Source organism: Methanoculleus methanifontis (assembly GCF_030464365.1).
GTDB classification, from domain to species: domain Archaea; phylum Halobacteriota; class Methanomicrobia; order Methanomicrobiales; family Methanoculleaceae; genus Methanoculleus; species Methanoculleus methanifontis.
This window is the reverse complement of record NZ_VCYI01000004.1, coordinates 39,982-56,725: the sequence shown is the minus strand read 5'-3', so window position 1 is coordinate 56,725 and position 16,744 is coordinate 39,982. Positions and strand designations below refer to the sequence as shown.

Sequence of the window (16,744 nt, the reverse complement as noted above, 5' to 3'; positions counted from 1 at the left end):
ACCGTAGTGATGGGGAGAGCGGGGAAACCCCGGGAGCCTCCCGATCAGGGCGTGCCGGCGCCCTTCTCCCGGCCGATCCGGAAGGCTACGGTGTTGACCTCGACGGTTTTTGGCGGCACGCACCGCCGCACCGCCTCTTCGAGGGTCTCGGGCCGGAGCGGAATGTCTCCCGACGCCGCCCCGAGCATCACGATGTTCTGCGAAAGGATGCTTCCCGCCTCCTCTGCGAGGCTCGCGGCGTCGATGCAGGTGACGTCGAGGTCGGCGAGCGCGGCGAGGATGCTCTCCTCGTCGGGGACGTCCAGATCCTGCTGGTAGACCGACGTCGGGACGACCAGGTGCCGGTTCACCACGAGTTTTCCCCCCACGGGGAGGTAGTGGCGGTAGCGGAGGGCCTCGAGGAGGTCGAAGGCGATGAGAAGATCGGCCGTCCCCGGCACGATCAGGGAGCCGTGCTTCCCGTCGATGCGGATGTGGCTCTCCACCGACCCGCCGCGCTGTGCCATCCCGTGAGTCTCGGCGCTCCGGACGGTCCGGTTCTCGATGATGCACGCCTCCCCGAGGACGTTCGAGGCGAGAACGGTTCCCTGGCCGCCTATCCCGACAATCAGGACGTCGAACGAGGGTTTCATCGCCGTCCCTCCAGGATGATCGCGCCCGACGGACAGATGTCTGCGCAGACGCCGCAACCGGCGCAGAGTTCGGTTATCGTCGCATTCTTATCGACGAACGCGATCGCCGGGCAGCCGAACGACCGGCAGGCGCCGCAGCCCGTGCACCGTTCGGGGTCGACCGTGTAGGGTTTGCGTTTGATCCCGCTCCGGCGGGCGGTGATGACGCAGGGCTGTTTTGCGATGACGACCCGGACGCCCTTGCGCTCCTTTGCCCTCCGGAAGGTGTCGAGGAGCACCGGAAGGTCGTAGGGGTCGACCGTCTCGACCCAGGAGACCCCGCACGACCGGCAGATCGCGTCAAGCGATATTGGGGTGCTCTCGACGCCTGTCGCCGTCACTCCCGTATTGGGGTTTGGCTGGTGGCCGGTCATAGCGGTGATCCGGTTGTCCAGGATGACGACGACCATGTCCGCGCCGTTGTAGACGGCGTTTAAGAGCCCCGGTATTCCCGTGTGCAGGAACGTCGAGTCGCCGATGGTCGAGACCACGGGGCGCTCCTCCCCCGACCGGGCGATCCCGCTCCCGACGGTGATCGAGGCGCCCATGCAGATGGTGGTATCCACCGCGCCGAGCTGGAGCCCGAGGGTGTAACACCCGATGTCGCTCGGGAAGATGCCGTCGCGGAAGACTTTCCGCATCGCGTAGAATGTCGGCCGGTGCATGCACCCTGCGCAGAGGATCGGCGGACGGGGCGGCACTCCCGGGACCGGAGCGGCCGCCGGGAAGTTCGCCGTGGGGGCCATGCCCGCTTGCTCAAGGGCGGCGGCGACGGTCGCCGGGGTGAACTCCCCTTCGTATGGAACCGTGCCGTCTATCTTACCGAATACTTCGGTCTTCGTCGCCGCCTGGCGCACCACCTCCTCGACGACCGGATCGAGTTCCTCGACAACGAGAACCTTCTCGTGCCGGTCGACGAAGTCCGCCAGCCACTCCTCGTCGATCGGGTAGGCGCCGACGATCGCGAGCGAGACGTCGTCGGGGAGCACTTCCTGGACGTAGGCGGCCGAGACGCCGCTCGCGACGACGGCGGTCCTGCCCCGGACGGTGTGACGGTTGTAACCGAGTTCGACCAGCCGCCGTTTAAGTGCCGGCTGTTTCTCGTTCAGGACCTTATGCAGAACCCGGGTGTGCGCGGGGATGACCACGTACTGCTTCGGGTCGCGCCGGAACTCGGCGGCCCGGTGAACGGTTCCGACCTCTCCGAGGTCGACGTCGCCCTTCGAGTGGCAGATCCGGGTGGTGGGGCGGAAGATCACTGGCAGACCGACCTCCTCGGAGAGGGCGAAGGCGTCCCGCATCATGTCGTGCGCCTCCTGGACTGAAGCCGGGTCGAGGCAGGGGAGCCGGGCGAAGTGCGCGTAGCGCCGCGTGTCCTGCTCGTTCTGGGAACTGTGCGCGAAGGGGTCATCGGCGGAGAGGATGACGAACCCGCCGGTAACCCCGGTGTATGCGCTCGTCATCAGGGGATCGGCCGCCACGTTCAGCCCGACGTGCTTCATGGTGCAGAGTGCGCGGACTCCACACCAGGCGGCGGCGAGTGCGTTCTCGAAGGCGACCTTCTCGTTCGTGGACCACTCCACGGTGAAGGGCCGCTCCTTCTGCATCCGGAGGACGTCGATCACTTCGGAGGACGGTGTTCCGGGATAACCGCTGGCAAAGTCGATGTTTGCCTCCAGGCATGCGTGAGCGATGCCCTCGTTTCCGAGTAGGTATCGTATTGCCATTGTTCCACTCAACTATACTTCTATCATCTGTTTTCAACATAGCCCTTTGGATGCCTGTCCGGAACAATTCGGTGCTGAAATACCGGGTATTGCGACCGTGCGCGCCGGATCCTTTTCCGGAAGGCTACCGATATCTGGAGTTCGCCGCCGTGCTGCTGCCCCTGCGTGTTCTTCGCCGGTGCCATACCCAGACGATTCAGGAGCAGAGTCCTTGCACAACCTTTAAATTGAATATTGTACAATATTTGTAGGCACTAATACAGGTGTATCAGGGCCCGTAGCATAGCTGGTGGTGCACCCGGCTGATAACCGGGAGGTCGTGCGTTCGAATCGCATCGGGCCCATCGTTTCTCATATTATCTCGTTTTCAGGAGTTTTTTGAACAGGTAGTGTGCCCGATAGATCACCGGGTTGGTGTATGTCCGAATCTCGCCTTCCCACAATCCAATTTATTTTATGTCGGCTATGGGGGACCCTATGGAGAATCCGTGCCGCATTTGGTGTTCCCCGGGGATACTCTCTCTGGTCCTGGATTTCGAGAAACGGGAGGCGGTGGGCGAGCGCACCCGTTCAGGTTTGGTTCTCTTGTCGCTGCCGGTAAATGATGTGCTCGAGCCCGAGAACGGTGACGATGCCCACAACGAAGCCGTTCGTGATCAGCGGGCGGATGAGTGCCGGGAACCCTGCGGCGACCTCCGGAGGCAGGAAGGCCACCAGCGTCCCGAGAAGGAGGGGGACACCGATGATCAGCCCTTCGTCAAACGTCCCGACCGCCCTGTTCTCCTGGCTGAGCATCAGCCCCGCTGCGATCTGGGAGGCCATGACGTAGGCGAGGACGACGCCGATGACCGGCCCGGGGATGCTCGCAAGGCCGGCGATGGCGAGGGGAGATAGAGCCATGAGTGCGAGCGCGATACCTGCCGGGACCAGGGCGAACCGAGACGCGCACCCGGTCGCGGCGATGACGCCGGGGGAGAGGGAGAAGTTCACGGGGCCGATCACCCCGGTGAGGCCTGCGAGGACGTTCCCGAGACCGGTGACGGCCACCCCGCGGTTTGTGCGTTCGCCCATCTTATCTGCCCCGAGAAGGCCGCCCACCGACTGGATGGATCCGAGATCGTTGATGGCGAGCGCAAGGAAGCAGATCAGGAACGCTGCAAGAACCCCGACATCGGGTAGGGCGAGCGGCGCGAGCAGGCTGGGAGGGAGCGCAAGCAGCGCGGTGCCTTCTGGCGGCAGGGGAACCGGACCAAAGAGGACGATGTAGGAGAGCGTCCCGAAGATGATCGCCCAGAGCGCCAGGGTCGACTTCCATATCCCCTTCAGGCGCCCGTTTGCAATGAAGAGGGCGAGGGCAAACGCGACGGCGAAGAAGAAGGTCTGCGTCGCCGGAACCGTGCCGCCCCCGTCCGTGATCAGGTTGAGGATGGTGGGTGCGAGGGTGAACGCGATCAGCATGAGGACGACCGCGATCACCCGGGGCGTGAAGAAGCGTTTAAGATACTCAAAGAGACCGACTGCCGCTATCCCTGCAAGGAGGAGCCCGCCGATCAGGATCGATGCGTTGATCGCTGCAAAACCACCTTCAAGGCTTGCAAGGATGCCGATCAGGAGCACCGTCGCCGGGCCGAGCACCAGGGGGAGCCTGTGGCCGAGGTAGATCTGCGCGAGCAGCAGCAGGGCGACGAGGAGGAAGAGTTTCTGAAGGTAGGGAATGGCTGACCCTTCGGTCTGGAGGGTGGCCAGCACCTTGCCGATGATGAGGATGGCCGGCACGCTCACCGCGAGCCATTGCAGGCCGAAGATGAGAAGGGATGCCGGTCGCGGCCGGTCGTCGATGCCGTAAGAGAACTCCATGGTAGTGGCTCCTGGCGAAACGACCGGCCCGGGGTGGAGCACGGGGCGTTCCTGCCTATAATGATGATAATCTCCTCTCCGCCTCCATAATAGTTCCCATTTCAGCGGGAGAAGGTCTGGGCCGGATGGAGGATATGGGGCGCGGTGCGTCCGGGTGTTTGGCGATACCTCTTTGCAGCCTCTTACCAATCCGGTATATCTGTTGTAACCCCACCCCACCCGGCCTTCGGCCTCCTCCTCCGCACCTTCGGTGCTCAAACTCCTGCTGTTCCAGCAGTCGTTCCCCGCCCCTTGGGGCGGGGGGCAGTCATGGCGATACCCCCACGGTACACTGCCTGGGGATAGGCTCTAGATAGGGGGATGTATGGCCCCCCTCCCGGATACGGCTTTCGTGGGGGTATCGCAATTGGGGGAGGGGCTGACGGGGAGGGGGGAGCATCCCCCCTCCCCTGTCTCCACCTGCCGCGGATAACTGTAGCCCCCACCCCACCCGCGCTTCACGCTCCTCCCCCTTCCTGCGGGGCGGGGGCAGTGTGTGGGGATAGCCGGTGGGAAGTCGTGTCCGGTTCATCTCGGGTTCTTCGCGGCAATGCGAGGGAGAAGAGCCGGGTGAAACTTCAGATGCGTTCCTTCTCCGACCTCCCCTACCCTACAGGATATGGTTCCGGCGCAATCTCATGGTTGTTTCCGCACAAACCGATGGATTGATGCCCCGTGGCCGGGAATTGATCGGTATGCTTTCACCCAGTCATGCGGCTGGATCCTGTATCCGTCCCGCCCTCTCCCGGCCCTGTGCCGTGCGGCGCGGGAGGAGGAGGCAGGCGTGAACGCCGTCGAGGTAAGGGGGCTCTCGCGTTCCTTCGACGGCCGCGATATCCTCCGCGACGTCTCGTTCACCGTCGGGCACGGGGAGATCTTCGGCTACCTGGGGCCGAACGGCGCCGGAAAGACCACGACAATCCGGATTCTGCTCGGCCTGCTTGCTCCCGGCACGGGCGAGGTCCGGGTTCTCGGCCGCGACCTTGCCGCCGATGACGAAGCACGCGCGCACGTAGGGGTGCTCTTCGAGAACAACGGTCTTTCCGACCGGATGAGCGCCGCCGGCAACCTGGCCTACTACGCCGGGCTCTACGGCGTCGAAGACCCCGCAGAACGGATCGACGAACTCCTCGCACTCGTCGATCTCGCCGACCGGCGGGACGACCCGGTCGGGACGTTCTCGACCGGCATGAAGCGGAAGCTCGGTATCGCCCGGGCGATCCTTCACCGGCCCGAGGTGGTCTTCCTCGACGAACCTTCCTCCGGGCTCGACCCCGGCGCGCAGAGGATGGTCCGCGACCTCATCATCGAACTCTCCCGCCGGGAGGAGATGACCGTGTTCTTAAACTCCCACCACCTCGATGAGGTTCAGCGGATCTGCTCCACGGTCGCGATCCTTGCGGGAGGGAGGATCCGGGCCTTCGATTCGGTAGAAAACCTCACCACGGCCTCCGGCCGCCCCTCCGTGACGGTCACCCTCGCCGGTGCCGGCGAGGGCGCGTGCGAGGTCGTGGGGAACCTGCCGTATGTCACGGAATGCGACGTGGACGGCGACGCCCTCCACTGCACCCTCGCCGACCCGACCGCGACCCCCGACCTCATCACGGCCCTCGTCGGGGCAGGGTTCCGTATCGAGGAGGTTCGCCGGTCGTCGCGGTCGCTTGAGGAGATCTATCTCGAGCACGTCGGCCGAGCGGAGGATGAGGCATGAACACGTTTCGCGTCATCGCCGGCCGCGAGATGCGGCTCGCCCTCCGGAACCGGAGCGTCCTCATCTCGGCGCTCATCTTTGCAGTATGGTTCCCGGTCATGTCGGCTCTCAGTATCGCTGTGGGTGCCGAGGGAGATGCTGCCGCCGTCGCCGGCGGGATCGCTGGGATCACCCTCCCGGTCGGGGTCTTCATGGGCTACATCTTCTGCGCCGACGCTTTCCTCCGCGAGAAGCGGGACGGCACCATCGAGACACTCCTCTGCGCCCCGGTCTCGCTCCGCCGCCTCTGGGAGGGGAAGGCTATCGGGGTCACCGTCCCGGCTTATGTGATGATGCTTCTCTCGGCCGCAGTAAGCGTCGCGGCGATCACCGCCCTCACCGGCGTCTCCATCGCCGCTGAACCCCTGCTCATCCTTCACTTCGTAGCCGTCGTCCCGGTCTGGATCGCCGCTTCGGCCGGTCTCATCGGCGCGGCCCAACTCGCGCTCGGGATGCGGGAGAACCAGATCCTCGGTTTCGTCTTCATCTTCGGGTTCATCTTCCTCATCGTCGTGCTCCAGGGCGTCGCACCGGGTGGCGGGGGCCTCTCGGTGACGACGGAGGGTATCTTCGCGGCAGCAGGGCTCGCGCTCCTCGCTCTCGCCCGATTCATTGCCGGGAAGGTGACGAAGGAGCGGATCGTCCGGACGATCCCGTGAGGTGCGGGGCGGGGGGTCGATCCCCCTTCCCGTACGGCATTCGGCCGGCAATTCCCGGCTGCAGGTGGTTGCTGACGGACCCGCCTGTGCATACAAAAGTGTTCTTTGCCAGTTTCGCCGTTCCGTTCGCATCCGGGGTGCTCCGGAAAACGGGTGGTTCATGGAGCCCGTTGCCCCAAAGATCCCGGGTTGCTGGCAGGCTTACTGCCCGCCTGCTGCCTCGTCCTTGAGGTACAGGAGCACCGGGGCGAGGATCTCCCGGTTAACTGCACCCGCTTTTGCCGCAGAGTTGCTGTTCATGGCGATATAGGTGTCCTTCTCAGCCCAGTAGTAGAGGATCGTGTACGAGCCGTAATACCCGCCGGTATGGCCGTAGAGGGTCAGGCCCTCCGACACGTTCTGTTGTGCAAAGTATCCATAACTGCATCCGACGCTCATCTCTCCGAGACCCTGCACCTCCCCGATCTTTCGGGACTGCGGAGAGGTATTCTCCATTGCAGCAAACGATGCCGGGCTGATCAGCGCCCCGGAGCGGAGTGCCCGGTGGAACCTGTTGAGGTCGGCCGTCGTGCTCACGATGTCCCCGGCGCCCCGGTCGAACTGGATGTAGAGATCGCTGAAGTCCATGACGGTGCCGTCCTCTCCGCTCTCCTGGGCCCGCATGTGCGGTCCGGGTATGTGGTTGGTCCGGTGGACGAAGGTGTCGTTCATCCCGGAGGGCACGAGGATCTCCCGGGTGACGTAGTCCTCGTAGGGAACGCCGGACGCTTCATCGATGATCAGGGTCAGGAGGATGTAGTTCACGTTCGAATAGGTGTAGTTCGTTCCAGGCGGGTACAGGGGGCCTGTATCGAGGCTCTGGCGAATCCCTTCCTGGTAGGGGACGGGGGTGTCGGGGTTCTCGTACTCTTCAAAGACGATCGCATCCTCGTCGTAATCCGCGATACCGCTCGTGTGGTCGAGGAGCTGGCGGATCGTGATCGCGTCGCTCTCCGGGATCATCGCCGCCACGTCCGCTGGCAGCCGGCGGTCGATGGGGTCGTCGAGCGAGAGTCTTCCGTCCTCGGCGAGCTGCTGGATGGCGACGCTCGTGAAGGTCTTCGTCACGCTCGCGATGATGAACCGCATCTCCGGCGTTGCAGGTCTCGCGGGAGCGGTCGAGGCGTTGCCGGCCGCGTAGTTCCAGGTCCATTCAGGCGTCGAGATCTCGATCAGGGCGCCGGGGACGCCGGCGCTGACAACCCCGGCCGAGACGACCGACTCAAGGTCGGCAGATGTCGCCGGCGGCGGGGGATTTTTGTAGGCATCATCTGCTTCCTGCACGGGTCCGGCGCTCTGCATGCACCCGGAGGAGAGGACGGCCGCCGCTACGACGATACCGACGAGAAGGAGGATATGAAACCTCGGATTTGAGAAGAGGGGCATAATCATTCCTATGAGATTTTTCACATATATGCCATCCTTTTCTTCCGGAGGAGCACCCGGCGTGCCTCTGCCGTCGAGCATCGACTCCGGCCGTTCGGTGGCACCTGTGACGGGTTTGACGAGGGACACGTCGACTTTCGGAGTTGATCCGGCCCGCTGCGCGGAGTCCGGTGGCGAGCCTCCCGCTGAGGGTTATGGATTACGTCACCTACGATAAGCTCGCCGAGGAGCGCCGGCTCTACGGGGTGCTGCTCGGGAAGATCGCAGGGCTGCGGCAGAAGTAGGCTGCCGTCCTGCCAAAAAGAAGGTGTTTCCGGGCTCCTGGAGGCCCGGTGCGCCTACAGCGTCTCCTCGCCGTAGAGGTAGGGCCTGAGGGCCTCGGGGATCGTGACCGAACCGTCCTCATTCTGGTTGTTCTCGAGGATTGCGCGGATCGCGCGTGACGTCGCGATCGCGGTGCTGTTTAAGGTGTGCACGAAGCGCTTCGAGGTGAATTCAACGGGGTCGCGCACCTTGATGTTCAGCCTGACCGCCTGGTAGGCCGTGCAGTTCGAGCACGATACCGCTTCGCGGTAGCGCTCCTCGCGTGGCATCCAGACCTCGAGATCGTACTTCTTCGCAGCGACCGTCCCGATATCCCCCGTGCAGATCGAGACGATCCGGTAGGGAAGTTCGAGTTGCTGGAAGACCTCCTCGGCGTTCGCCATCAGCTCCTCGTGAAGGTCCCAGGACTGCTCCGGCGTCGCATAGATGAACTGCTCCACCTTGTGGAACTGGTGGACTCGGAAGAGCCCTTTCGTATCGAGCCCGTGCGCCCCGATCTCGCGCCGGAAGCACGGGCTCAGGCCCGCAAGCCGGAGCGGCAGATCCTTCTCCTCGAAGATCTCGTCGCAGTACATCGCGGCCATCGGGTGCTCGCTCGTCGCGATCAGGTACTCGTCCTCGCCGTCGATCTTGTACATGACGTTCTCGAAGTCGGCGAGATCGGTCACGCCCTCGTATGCTGCCCGGTTCATCATGTAGGGCGGGACGATCGGGGTATACCCGCGCTCGACGAGGATATCCATCGCAAACCGCTGGAGCGCCATATCGAGCAGGGCGAGCCTGCCCTTCAGGAAGTAGAACCCGGACCCGGCAACCTTCGCCGCGCGTTCGAAGTCCGCCCAGCCGTGCTCGACGGCGAGCGCGCCGTGGTTCTCCAGGTCGAACGCGGGAATCTCTGGTTCACCCCAGCGCCGGATCTCGACGTTCTCGGTGTCGTCCTTGCCGACGGGCACGCTCTCGTGGAGGATGTTCGGGAGCCGCATCAGGCGGTAGCGTACCGCTTCGGTGAGCGTCTCGCGCTCCGCCTCCGCCTCCTTGATCCGTTCGGGAAGCCCTGCGGCTTCGGCGAGGAGCTCGGTGATGTCGTTCCCCGCCTTCCTCGCCTGGCTGATCTCGCGGGATATGACGTTTCTCCGGTTGCGGAGATCTCCGATCGCAACGGTGAGTTCCCGTGCCCTCCTGTCCATCTCCAGCACCTCGTCGACCCAGGCCAGTTTCTCGGTGTCTCCTCTCTTCGTGAGGTCTGCCCGGACGATCTCGGGGTGTGCACGAACGAACTTCAACTCAAGCATACTGTCTCGTACGTACTTCGTTATGACGGTATATGGTCATGTTGCCCTTCCTGTGTGATGAACGCGGGCGACTCCCGGGGCACGGCGCCCGGGCTGCGCCCCGCCACTCCCGCACAAAAACCTACTCTTATAATTCCCGGCGAACCAACTCATTAACATGGATAAGAACCAGAAGATCGTTCTGGTGATGGGGGGCCTCATTGCGCTCGGGCTGTTCATCATCGAGCCTTTCTTCGGCCTCATCGCGCTGGTATTCATGATTGCCATCCTGATGAGTCTGCGTATTATGGGGGATGCGGGAAACTACCCGCTCGTCACCGCGGATCTCTCGGAGAATGCGCGGGAGATCATCGTCACCAATACGGGGACTGCGGAGGCGCAGAAGATCCGTGTGGCCCTCGTTCCGCTCGACATCGAGTTCGATATCGCCTCGCTCGACCCGGACGAGGAGTCCGGGTTCAGCCTGTCGTCGATGGTTTCGGAGGCAAAAGCGGTCGTCACCTACGAAAACGCCGAGGGGCAGCGGTTCCAGCGCTCGTACCCTCTCACGGCGCTCAGGGCCGGGTGCGATCTCACCGAACCGATCATTCCCATCTTCGGGCGCCGGTGAAGGGTTAGGTGGTGCATAGTAGGACGGGCAGGACTCGATCAAAAGTCCAGTGCAGTGGATCGTGAGGCTGCGCACCTCGAAGCCTCACGGCTTCTCGTGCTCCGCTCCTCCGGAGCATCGCATTTTGCACCTCCGGTGCTCAAACTCCATTCCCGAAACCCTTCCGGTTTCTCCAGCTCCGATTTTGACGAACCGTCGCATCCTGAAGGAACGTCGTTCTTCGGTGCTCGGTCTCCTGCCCCCGCACCTAACGGTGCTCAGGCTCCTGTCGTCCTGGGAGTTGTTCTCCGGAACATCGCACCTTCGGTCAGTCGCTAGTCTTAAGACCTTCGGTCTTCTCCTGCTCCGGTTCTTCGCACCTCACGGTGCTCACGCTCCGGCTCGAAGACTGGAGGTCTTCGAGTGGGGGTTATACGAACACATTAGTACGTGGAGACAGGGGAGGGGGGCAAGCCCCCCGCCCCGTCAGCCCCTCCCCCTGGGCGATATCCAGTGGAAATCCGTGCACGGGTACGGTGTCCCACCCATTGCTCTTCGGGACGCCCCGGGGCTCGGAAGCTGCTGGCCTCCCACCGCACGCATGCAGTGACTCAAAGCCTCCAGGGGTGCCCGCTGCAGCCGCCTCTCCCTCGATATCCGGGGGCCGCCTTCGGGAAAAAAGTGTTTTTCAGGAGCCGAGATAATCGAGCGTCCGCGCGAGTGCGGCCGTCAGTTCCTCGTCCATCTTCGCGTACTCGTAGAGCGCCCGGTAGAGCATGAAGACGAGTTCGTAGCTGTAGATGTCGAACGCCTCATCCGGTGTGAGTGGGGCGAGATAGGAATCCGTCCGGATATCGGTGTTGGTATACATCAGTTCGTGGAAGGCTCCATCCTCGTCGAGGACGCAGATCTGCGCATCGACGGGCTTTGTCGGGTCGTCAGGGCGGTAGGGGAGCGGGTCGCCTTTTCCGAGAACGATCATCCTCTTCTCGTAGAACTCCTGGTCGTAGAGTTCCCCTGACGCCTCCCTCTTTGCGCGCCGGAGCATCTCGAGCCCGATCTGCTTCACGACCGGCGCCGTATCGGTGCCCATCCGCGCAAGAAGGGCACCCATGTTGCCCCGGATCTCCGAGGCCGATTCTTCCTTCTTCGCCTGCAGGTCCTCAAGGGTTTCGAGGAGGCGGGCGTATCCCTCTTCGATGATCGGATCCATTGCTCACTCACCTCTTACGTATGCCGGCATAAGCGCACCGGTTTGTCCCGCTAGTCGCCCTGCCGGAGGCGTTCGGCCCCGAGGGCGCCCGCATACGCGAACGTGCTCACGAGGATGATCGTCGCGCCCGACGGGACGTCGAGGAGGTAGGAGAGCCCTATGCCCGTCAGGGTGAAGGCGATGCCGAGGGCGACGGCGAGAAGCATCATGCTCCATATCCGGGTGGTGTAGAGGCGGCTGATCGCCGCCGGGAGCGTCAGGAGCGCGATCACGAGGATTATCCCCACCACCCGGATCAGCATCACCACCGTGAGCGCAACCAGAACGAGGAGGAGGAGCCAGAGCCGCTCGACCGGGAGGTTCATGACCCTCGCGTAGTCCGGGTCAAACGTGACCGCCTGGAACTCCCGGTAGAGGAAGGCCACGACGGCGACGATGATGGCGACGAGCACCCCCATCAGCAGGATATCTCCCTGCGGCACAAGGAGGATGTTCCCGAAGAGGTAGGAGAAGAGGTCGGGGGCGAATCCCGGCGTTAAGTAAACAAAGAGGATCCCGATGGCCATCCCCGCCGCCCAGACCGCACCGATGATGGTGTCCATCTGCTGCCGGGCCCGGAGCTGGAGCGTGCCCATCCCGAGCGCCGTCGCCACGGTGAATCCGGTCGCGCCGAGGAGCGGATCGATCCCGAGGAAGTAGCCGAGGCCGATCCCGCCGAAGGCCGCGTGGGATATGCCGCCGCTGACTGAGACCATCCGCCGCACCACGACGTAGGTGCCGATGATGCCGCAGGCCACGCTCGCGAGCACCCCGGCGATGAGGGCGTTCCTGAAGAACTCGAACCCGAGCACCTCGAACATGCTCACTCCTCCTTCGTATGCTCCGAAAAGACCCGGTGCGGAACCCCATGAGCGATGAGATCGACCGGGCAATGATACGCGGCTTCGAGCATATCCGGCGTGATCTCGTTCGTGTCGTGCGTATAGAGGCGCCGGTTTAAGCAGGCGACCCGGGTCACGTGCTCAGGGATCACCCCGATGTCGTGGGTCACGAGGACGATCGCCATCCGTTCGCGGAGCCGATCGAGGACACTGTAGAACTGGGCCGCAGTCGGGGCGTCCACGTAGACCGTCGGTTCGTCGAGGAGCAGCACCTTCGGGTCGCTAACGAGCGCCCGGGCGATGATCGCCCGCTGCTGCTCCCCGCCGGAGAGATCCCGGATCTGCCGGTCGGCAAGATCGATGATGTGCATCGTCTCGAGCGCCTTCTCCGTCCGGGCGCGGTCTTCGGCGTCGTAACGCCGCGGGATTCGGGTGATGTGGCCGAGGCGGCCGGAGAGAACCATCTCCCGCACGGTGATGGGATACTCGAAGTCGAACGTCCGGAACTGGGGGACGTAACCGAGATCCCTCCTTGCCGCCGCCCCCGTGGCGCCGAGGATCCTGACTGCGCCGCGGGAGGGCTGAAGGAGACCGAGGATCACCTTAAGGAGCGTCGTCTTCCCGCCGCCGTTCGGCCCGATGATCGCGTAGAAGTCGTCCTGGTGGACGGCAAAGTTCACGTCTTCGAGGACAGTATGGCCGCGCAGCCTGATCCAGACGTCCTCGACCTCGATCACGGGTGCGGTCATGGTCTGCCGCTCCCCGTAAACGCCGAGACCACGTGCCGCATGTTCGCGAGGTAGTCTTTCGCGAGCGGGTTTACCGTCACCACGGTGCCCCCGATCGCGTCCGCAATCACCTCTGCGCTCCGGGTGGAGTGCTCGGGCGACGCGAATATCACCCGGACCTCCTCCTCCTCTGCCTGCTTGATGAGGTGCTCTATCCTCTGCGGCGAGGGCTCTTTTCCCTCGCTCTCAATCGGCACTTCAATAAACCCGTAGTCCCGGGCAAGGTAGGCCCACGACGAGTGGTAGACCATGACCTTTTTCACCCCTGATTCGGCAAGCGCGCCGGCGATCTCCGCGTCAAGGGCGTCGAGTTCCCCGAGGTAGGCATCGGCGTTCCGGCGGTAATCTTCGGCGTTGTCCGGATCGACCGTGATGAACCCTTCGCGAATGTTCTCGACCATGATCTTCGCGTTTTTCGGAGATGCCCAGATATGTGGGTCAGCTCCCCCGTGTTCGGCGTCACCGACCGCGATCAGGTCGACGCCGCGCGAACAGTCGACGACCAGCATCTCAGGGTTCAGGGCGGCGATCTTCCCCTGCCAGGTGAGTTCGAACTCGATCCCCGAACCGACCACGGCGTACATATCCGCCTCTGCGACGTCGGCGAGGACCCCCGGCGGGGGTTCGTAGGTGTGCGGGTCGGCCCCCGGCGGCACCAGCAGGATAACCCGAACATGATCGCCCCCCACCTGTTCTACGAACTCCTGTTCGGGCGGGATGGTGACCGCGACGATGACATCCCCGCCGTTCTGCCGGTCGGTGTTGGTACATCCCGCTGTGGCTGCTGCCAGCAGAAAGACTGTGAATACGGCTGCGACGAGAGATTGAGATCTGGTGGTATTGTTGTTGCCTTTCGTCTCCATCGTTCTCCACTCCTGATTTGGCAGGTATCTAAATTTATCCCATGTGAAAGACGAAGACGTTCCGTCGTCACCCGTGGTACCCGCCGGGAGGACTACAGTAGCGGTGATCGTGCTCAATCTCCCCGCAGACGCTCATCATCGGGTGCCCGAGCGACATGCACATCCTGTTGGTAAGGTCCTTCGAGAAGCACTGCTCGATCTTTTTTGCCTCCCTGCAGGCCTCTTCGGGCTCGAGCCCGTGGCGGCTGAGCACCAGGGCAACGATCCGGTGACGGCGAACCAGGAACCGGGCGTATTCGGTGCCGAAAGGTGTGAGTCTCACCCCACGGTAGGGCGTATGCTCGATATATCCTGCTTTTGCAATCTCCGTGAGCGCCTTTGTTACCGTCGAGGGTGCGACAGAGAAGTGGGCGGCGATCTCGGTCGTCTTTACGACATCGGCTTGCATATGGATGTATTTGAGGTATTCTGCCTTCTTTGAAGAGAGTTCTTGCCCGGTGATCTCTTGCATGGAGGGAGATAGGCCTTGACGGAAGAAAAAGTTTCGGTGGGGCTAAACCTCTTCTTCTCCGGACGGAACCAGTTTGGCGATGACGTAGTGCCGGCGGTTCCCGGTTATCACCGCCTTTCCGGTGAATCCGAACGGCAGATCCTCTTCTACGACGACATTGAGGTAGCAGGGATTGCGGCAGACGGTCGATCCCGGCATGTTCTTCTCGGTCGCGACGACCGGTGTCTCCCGCCCGATCCAGCGTTCGTTGTAAGTGTCGTAGTTCCGGTTTGCTTCGGCAAGCAGTGTGCGGGAACGGTCTTTGCGTATCCGCTCGGGGAGGTCTTTTAGGGCCGCGGCGGGCGTCCCGGGTCGCCGTGAGTAGCGGGTGATGTTCACCTTTACGAACGCCGCCCGTCGAAGGAGTTCGAGCGTCTGTGAGAACTCTTCGTCCGTCTCCCCGGGAAACCCGGTGATGAAGTCGGAAGAGATCATCATATCCGGGTAACGTTCCCGGAACGTATCGACGATCCGGACGACGTCGGCTGCAGTGTAGCCGCGCTGCATCCGTTCGAGAACGGCATCCGAGCCCGACTGGACAGGGAGGTGGAGGAACCGGAAGACCTTTTCGCTCTCGCAGGCATCAGTGAGCGGCTCAAGGATTCCGAGCACCGCAGCCGGGTTCATCATCCCCAGCCTGACGGCGAACCTCCCGGGTATGTTCGTTATCTCCCGCAAGAGTTCGGGGAGCGATTCGCCCCGATCAAGCCCCCATGCGGCCACGTCCTGCCCGGTCAGCTGGATCTCGTAGGCGCCCGACGCGACGAGGGCCCGGACGGCGTCGAGTATGTCCTGTGCAGGCACACTCGCGAGCCGCCCCCGGGCGAACCGGGTGATGCAGTAACTGCACCGGCCGATGCATCCGCTCGCTATCTGCACCACGCCGGTTGCCCCCGGCCCACGGGTACCGACGCTGCCGGATCGTTCGTGGATCTCATCCGGGCGGATGACTTGCGGGGTGCAGACCGAACGAATCTTATCCATCTGGACGAGCGGCATGCATCCGGTCACGTAGAGGTCGCGGTCGGCAAACGCCGCCAGGCGCCGGAGCATCTTTCGTTCGGTCGCGCCGATCACCGTGCAGGTGTTGACGATCACAGCATCCGCCTCCTCCGCCCGGCCGGTCAGTGTGCAGCCGAAATCTTCCAGTATCGCCGTGAGCCTCCGTGCGTCAGCGTGGTTATAAGTGCACCCGTAACTCTCGATGTAGATCTTTTTTTCTCGTAGATCTTCAAAGGTGATGATTATCGACTTCCTGTGTATGATTGGCAGCCTGTCCTACTGCTGAAATTTGGTGTTCTTTTTTCGCTGTGTGGAGCACAATACTTAACCGCTGATATTACAATTTCTTTATTTGATGATTAAAATAGGGTTGCTGGGATGCGGCAACGTTGGACATATCATCGCCACACACGCTGAGAGCATCCAGGTTGTTGCGGTCTTCGATATCATCCCCGGGCGGGCGGAAGAATTGGCGGCGCTCTGCCATGCCCGAGCGTATACGGACTTTGACGCCTTCATGCAGGAAGATTTCTCGATAGTTGTAGAAGCCGCCTCTGTCGGTGCCGTCAGGTGCTATGCGGAAACGGTTCTTCGGTCGGGAAGGGATATTATCCTCCTCTCGGGCGGAGCTCTCGCGGATGTGGAGTTCCGCGACCACCTCATCGAGGTTGCACGAGAAGCGGGGAAGAAGATCCGGGTTCCGAGCGGCGCAATCATCGGGCTTGATAACATCAAGATTGGCCAGGTTTCGCCGCCGAAAAAACTTCTCCTGCGTACGACAAAACCTCCTGCGTCGCTCGGGTTGCCAGTTACGACACGAATGGAGATATTTAAGGGTCTGGCACACGACTGTATTAAGCAGTACCCGAAAAACGTTAATGTCGCAGTTGCGTTGGGACTCGCTGCAGGCAGGGACATTGATGTGGAACTCTGGATTGACCCTGAAGCAGAGAGGAACATTCACGAGATATTCGTTGAGGGCGACTTCGGGGACATCTATGTCCGGGTCAGGAATGTCCCGAGCCCCGATAATCCTGCAACCAGTTATATGGCGGCCCTCTCCATCCTGACGCTCTTAAAGAACCTTGAGAACCCTCTGGTGGTGGGAACGTAA

15 protein-coding genes and 1 tRNA gene are annotated in these 16,744 nt (G+C 62.7%); 5 read left to right on the top strand and 11 right to left on the bottom strand.

Annotation, left to right across the window (positions count from 1 at the left end; translation table 11 throughout):
* Positions 1–44: 44 nt before the first annotated feature.
* Both FGW20_RS04105 and iorA read right to left on the bottom strand, forming a co-directional pair.
* Positions 45–632, bottom strand: a complete 588-nt coding sequence (locus tag FGW20_RS04105; RefSeq protein WP_301676824.1) for an indolepyruvate oxidoreductase subunit beta — start codon at positions 630–632, stop codon at positions 45–47.
* Positions 629–2,398 (bottom strand): indolepyruvate ferredoxin oxidoreductase subunit alpha, encoded by a 1,770-nt coding sequence (gene iorA, locus FGW20_RS04100; protein ID WP_301676823.1) that lies wholly within the window; start codon positions 2,396–2,398, stop codon positions 629–631. Before iorA ends, FGW20_RS04105 begins: the two co-directional genes overlap by 4 nt.
* 271 nt (positions 2,399–2,669) lie before the next feature.
* Here iorA and FGW20_RS04095 point away from each other — a divergent pair.
* Positions 2,670–2,742 (top strand) — tRNA-Ile (locus tag FGW20_RS04095).
* 226 nt (positions 2,743–2,968) lie between these two features.
* Here the strand turns inward: FGW20_RS04095 and FGW20_RS04090 are convergent.
* A complete protein-coding gene (locus tag FGW20_RS04090) occupies positions 2,969–4,255 on the bottom strand; it encodes a uracil-xanthine permease family protein (protein WP_301676822.1) in 1,287 nt (428 codons plus the stop codon).
* Positions 4,256–5,078: 823 nt separating this feature from the next.
* Here FGW20_RS04090 and FGW20_RS04085 point away from each other — a divergent pair.
* Both FGW20_RS04085 and FGW20_RS04080 read left to right on the top strand, forming a co-directional pair.
* On the top strand, positions 5,079–6,005 hold the full coding sequence (locus tag FGW20_RS04085) for an ABC transporter ATP-binding protein (RefSeq protein WP_301676821.1): 927 nt from the start codon (positions 5,079–5,081) through the stop codon (positions 6,003–6,005).
* Complete coding sequence (locus FGW20_RS04080; protein WP_301676820.1) at positions 6,002–6,703, top strand: ABC transporter permease; 702 nt, start codon at positions 6,002–6,004, stop codon at positions 6,701–6,703. The genes FGW20_RS04085 and FGW20_RS04080 overlap by 4 nt, the downstream gene beginning before the upstream one ends.
* A gap of 201 nt (positions 6,704–6,904) precedes the next feature.
* Here FGW20_RS04080 and FGW20_RS04075 read toward each other — a convergent pair whose 3' ends face one another.
* Together FGW20_RS04075 and serS are read right to left on the bottom strand one after the other, a co-directional pair.
* Positions 6,905–8,128, bottom strand: coding sequence for a serine hydrolase domain-containing protein (locus tag FGW20_RS04075; RefSeq protein ID WP_301676819.1), 1,224 nt, complete (start codon positions 8,126–8,128; stop codon positions 6,905–6,907).
* 338 nt (positions 8,129–8,466) lie between these two features.
* Positions 8,467–9,744, bottom strand: a complete 1,278-nt coding sequence (gene serS / locus FGW20_RS04070; protein WP_301676818.1) for a serine--tRNA ligase — start codon at positions 9,742–9,744, stop codon at positions 8,467–8,469.
* A gap of 157 nt (positions 9,745–9,901) precedes the next feature.
* Between serS and FGW20_RS04065 the strand changes: the two genes are divergently transcribed.
* Positions 9,902–10,354 (top strand): hypothetical protein, encoded by a 453-nt coding sequence (locus tag FGW20_RS04065; RefSeq protein ID WP_301676817.1) that lies wholly within the window; start codon positions 9,902–9,904, stop codon positions 10,352–10,354.
* A 667-nt stretch (positions 10,355–11,021) separates the two neighbouring features.
* On the opposite strand, the gene FGW20_RS04060 is transcribed toward FGW20_RS04065, so the two are convergent.
* The 6 genes from FGW20_RS04060 to FGW20_RS04035 all read right to left on the bottom strand — a co-directional run bounded on the left by FGW20_RS04060 (position 11,022) and on the right by FGW20_RS04035 (position 15,834).
* Entirely contained in the window at positions 11,022–11,546 is a 525-nt protein-coding gene (locus FGW20_RS04060; protein ID WP_301676816.1) for a hypothetical protein, read from the bottom strand.
* Between the two features lie 50 nt (positions 11,547–11,596).
* Positions 11,597–12,406, bottom strand: coding sequence for a metal ABC transporter permease (locus FGW20_RS04055; protein WP_301676815.1), 810 nt, complete (start codon positions 12,404–12,406; stop codon positions 11,597–11,599).
* 2 nt (positions 12,407–12,408) lie between these two features.
* Entirely contained in the window at positions 12,409–13,176 is a 768-nt protein-coding gene (locus FGW20_RS04050; RefSeq protein ID WP_301676814.1) for a metal ABC transporter ATP-binding protein, read from the bottom strand.
* Positions 13,173–14,078, bottom strand: coding sequence for a metal ABC transporter solute-binding protein, Zn/Mn family (locus FGW20_RS04045; RefSeq protein WP_301676813.1), 906 nt, complete (start codon positions 14,076–14,078; stop codon positions 13,173–13,175). Before FGW20_RS04045 ends, FGW20_RS04050 begins: the two co-directional genes overlap by 4 nt.
* Positions 14,079–14,145: 67 nt before the next feature.
* Positions 14,146–14,589, bottom strand: a complete 444-nt coding sequence (locus FGW20_RS04040) for a metal-dependent transcriptional regulator (RefSeq protein WP_301676812.1) — start codon at positions 14,587–14,589, stop codon at positions 14,146–14,148.
* Between the two features lie 42 nt (positions 14,590–14,631).
* On the bottom strand, positions 14,632–15,834 hold the full coding sequence (locus FGW20_RS04035; RefSeq protein ID WP_437178571.1) for a tRNA (N(6)-L-threonylcarbamoyladenosine(37)-C(2))-methylthiotransferase: 1,203 nt from the start codon (positions 15,832–15,834) through the stop codon (positions 14,632–14,634).
* A 151-nt stretch (positions 15,835–15,985) separates the two neighbouring features.
* On the opposite strand from FGW20_RS04035, the gene nadX reads away from it, so the two are divergent.
* On the top strand, positions 15,986–16,744 hold the full coding sequence (nadX, locus tag FGW20_RS04030) for an aspartate dehydrogenase (protein WP_301676811.1): 759 nt from the start codon (positions 15,986–15,988) through the stop codon (positions 16,742–16,744).

Bases quoted from the DNA above. Each gene is read 5' to 3' on its own strand.
- FGW20_RS04105 (WP_301676824.1), bottom strand. From the start codon at position 632: ATGAAACCCTCGTTCGACGTCCTGATTGTCGGGATAGGCGGCCAGGGA.
- iorA (WP_301676823.1), bottom strand. From the start codon at position 2,398: ATGGCAATACGATACCTACTCGGAAACGAGGGCATCGCTCACGCATGC.
- FGW20_RS04090 (WP_301676822.1), bottom strand. From the start codon at position 4,255: ATGGAGTTCTCTTACGGCATCGACGACCGGCCGCGACCGGCATCCCTT.
- FGW20_RS04080 (WP_301676820.1), top strand. From the start codon at position 6,002: ATGAACACGTTTCGCGTCATCGCCGGCCGCGAGATGCGGCTCGCCCTC.
- FGW20_RS04075 (WP_301676819.1), bottom strand. From the start codon at position 8,128: ATGCCCCTCTTCTCAAATCCGAGGTTTCATATCCTCCTTCTCGTCGGT.
- serS (WP_301676818.1), bottom strand. From the start codon at position 9,744: ATGCTTGAGTTGAAGTTCGTTCGTGCACACCCCGAGATCGTCCGGGCA.
- FGW20_RS04065 (WP_301676817.1), top strand. From the start codon at position 9,902: ATGGATAAGAACCAGAAGATCGTTCTGGTGATGGGGGGCCTCATTGCG.
- FGW20_RS04060 (WP_301676816.1), bottom strand. From the start codon at position 11,546: ATGGATCCGATCATCGAAGAGGGATACGCCCGCCTCCTCGAAACCCTT.
- FGW20_RS04055 (WP_301676815.1), bottom strand. From the start codon at position 12,406: ATGTTCGAGGTGCTCGGGTTCGAGTTCTTCAGGAACGCCCTCATCGCC.
- FGW20_RS04050 (WP_301676814.1), bottom strand. From the start codon at position 13,176: ATGACCGCACCCGTGATCGAGGTCGAGGACGTCTGGATCAGGCTGCGC.
- FGW20_RS04045 (WP_301676813.1), bottom strand. From the start codon at position 14,078: ATGGAGACGAAAGGCAACAACAATACCACCAGATCTCAATCTCTCGTC.
- FGW20_RS04040 (WP_301676812.1), bottom strand. From the start codon at position 14,589: ATGCAAGAGATCACCGGGCAAGAACTCTCTTCAAAGAAGGCAGAATAC.
- nadX (WP_301676811.1), top strand. From the start codon at position 15,986: ATGATTAAAATAGGGTTGCTGGGATGCGGCAACGTTGGACATATCATC.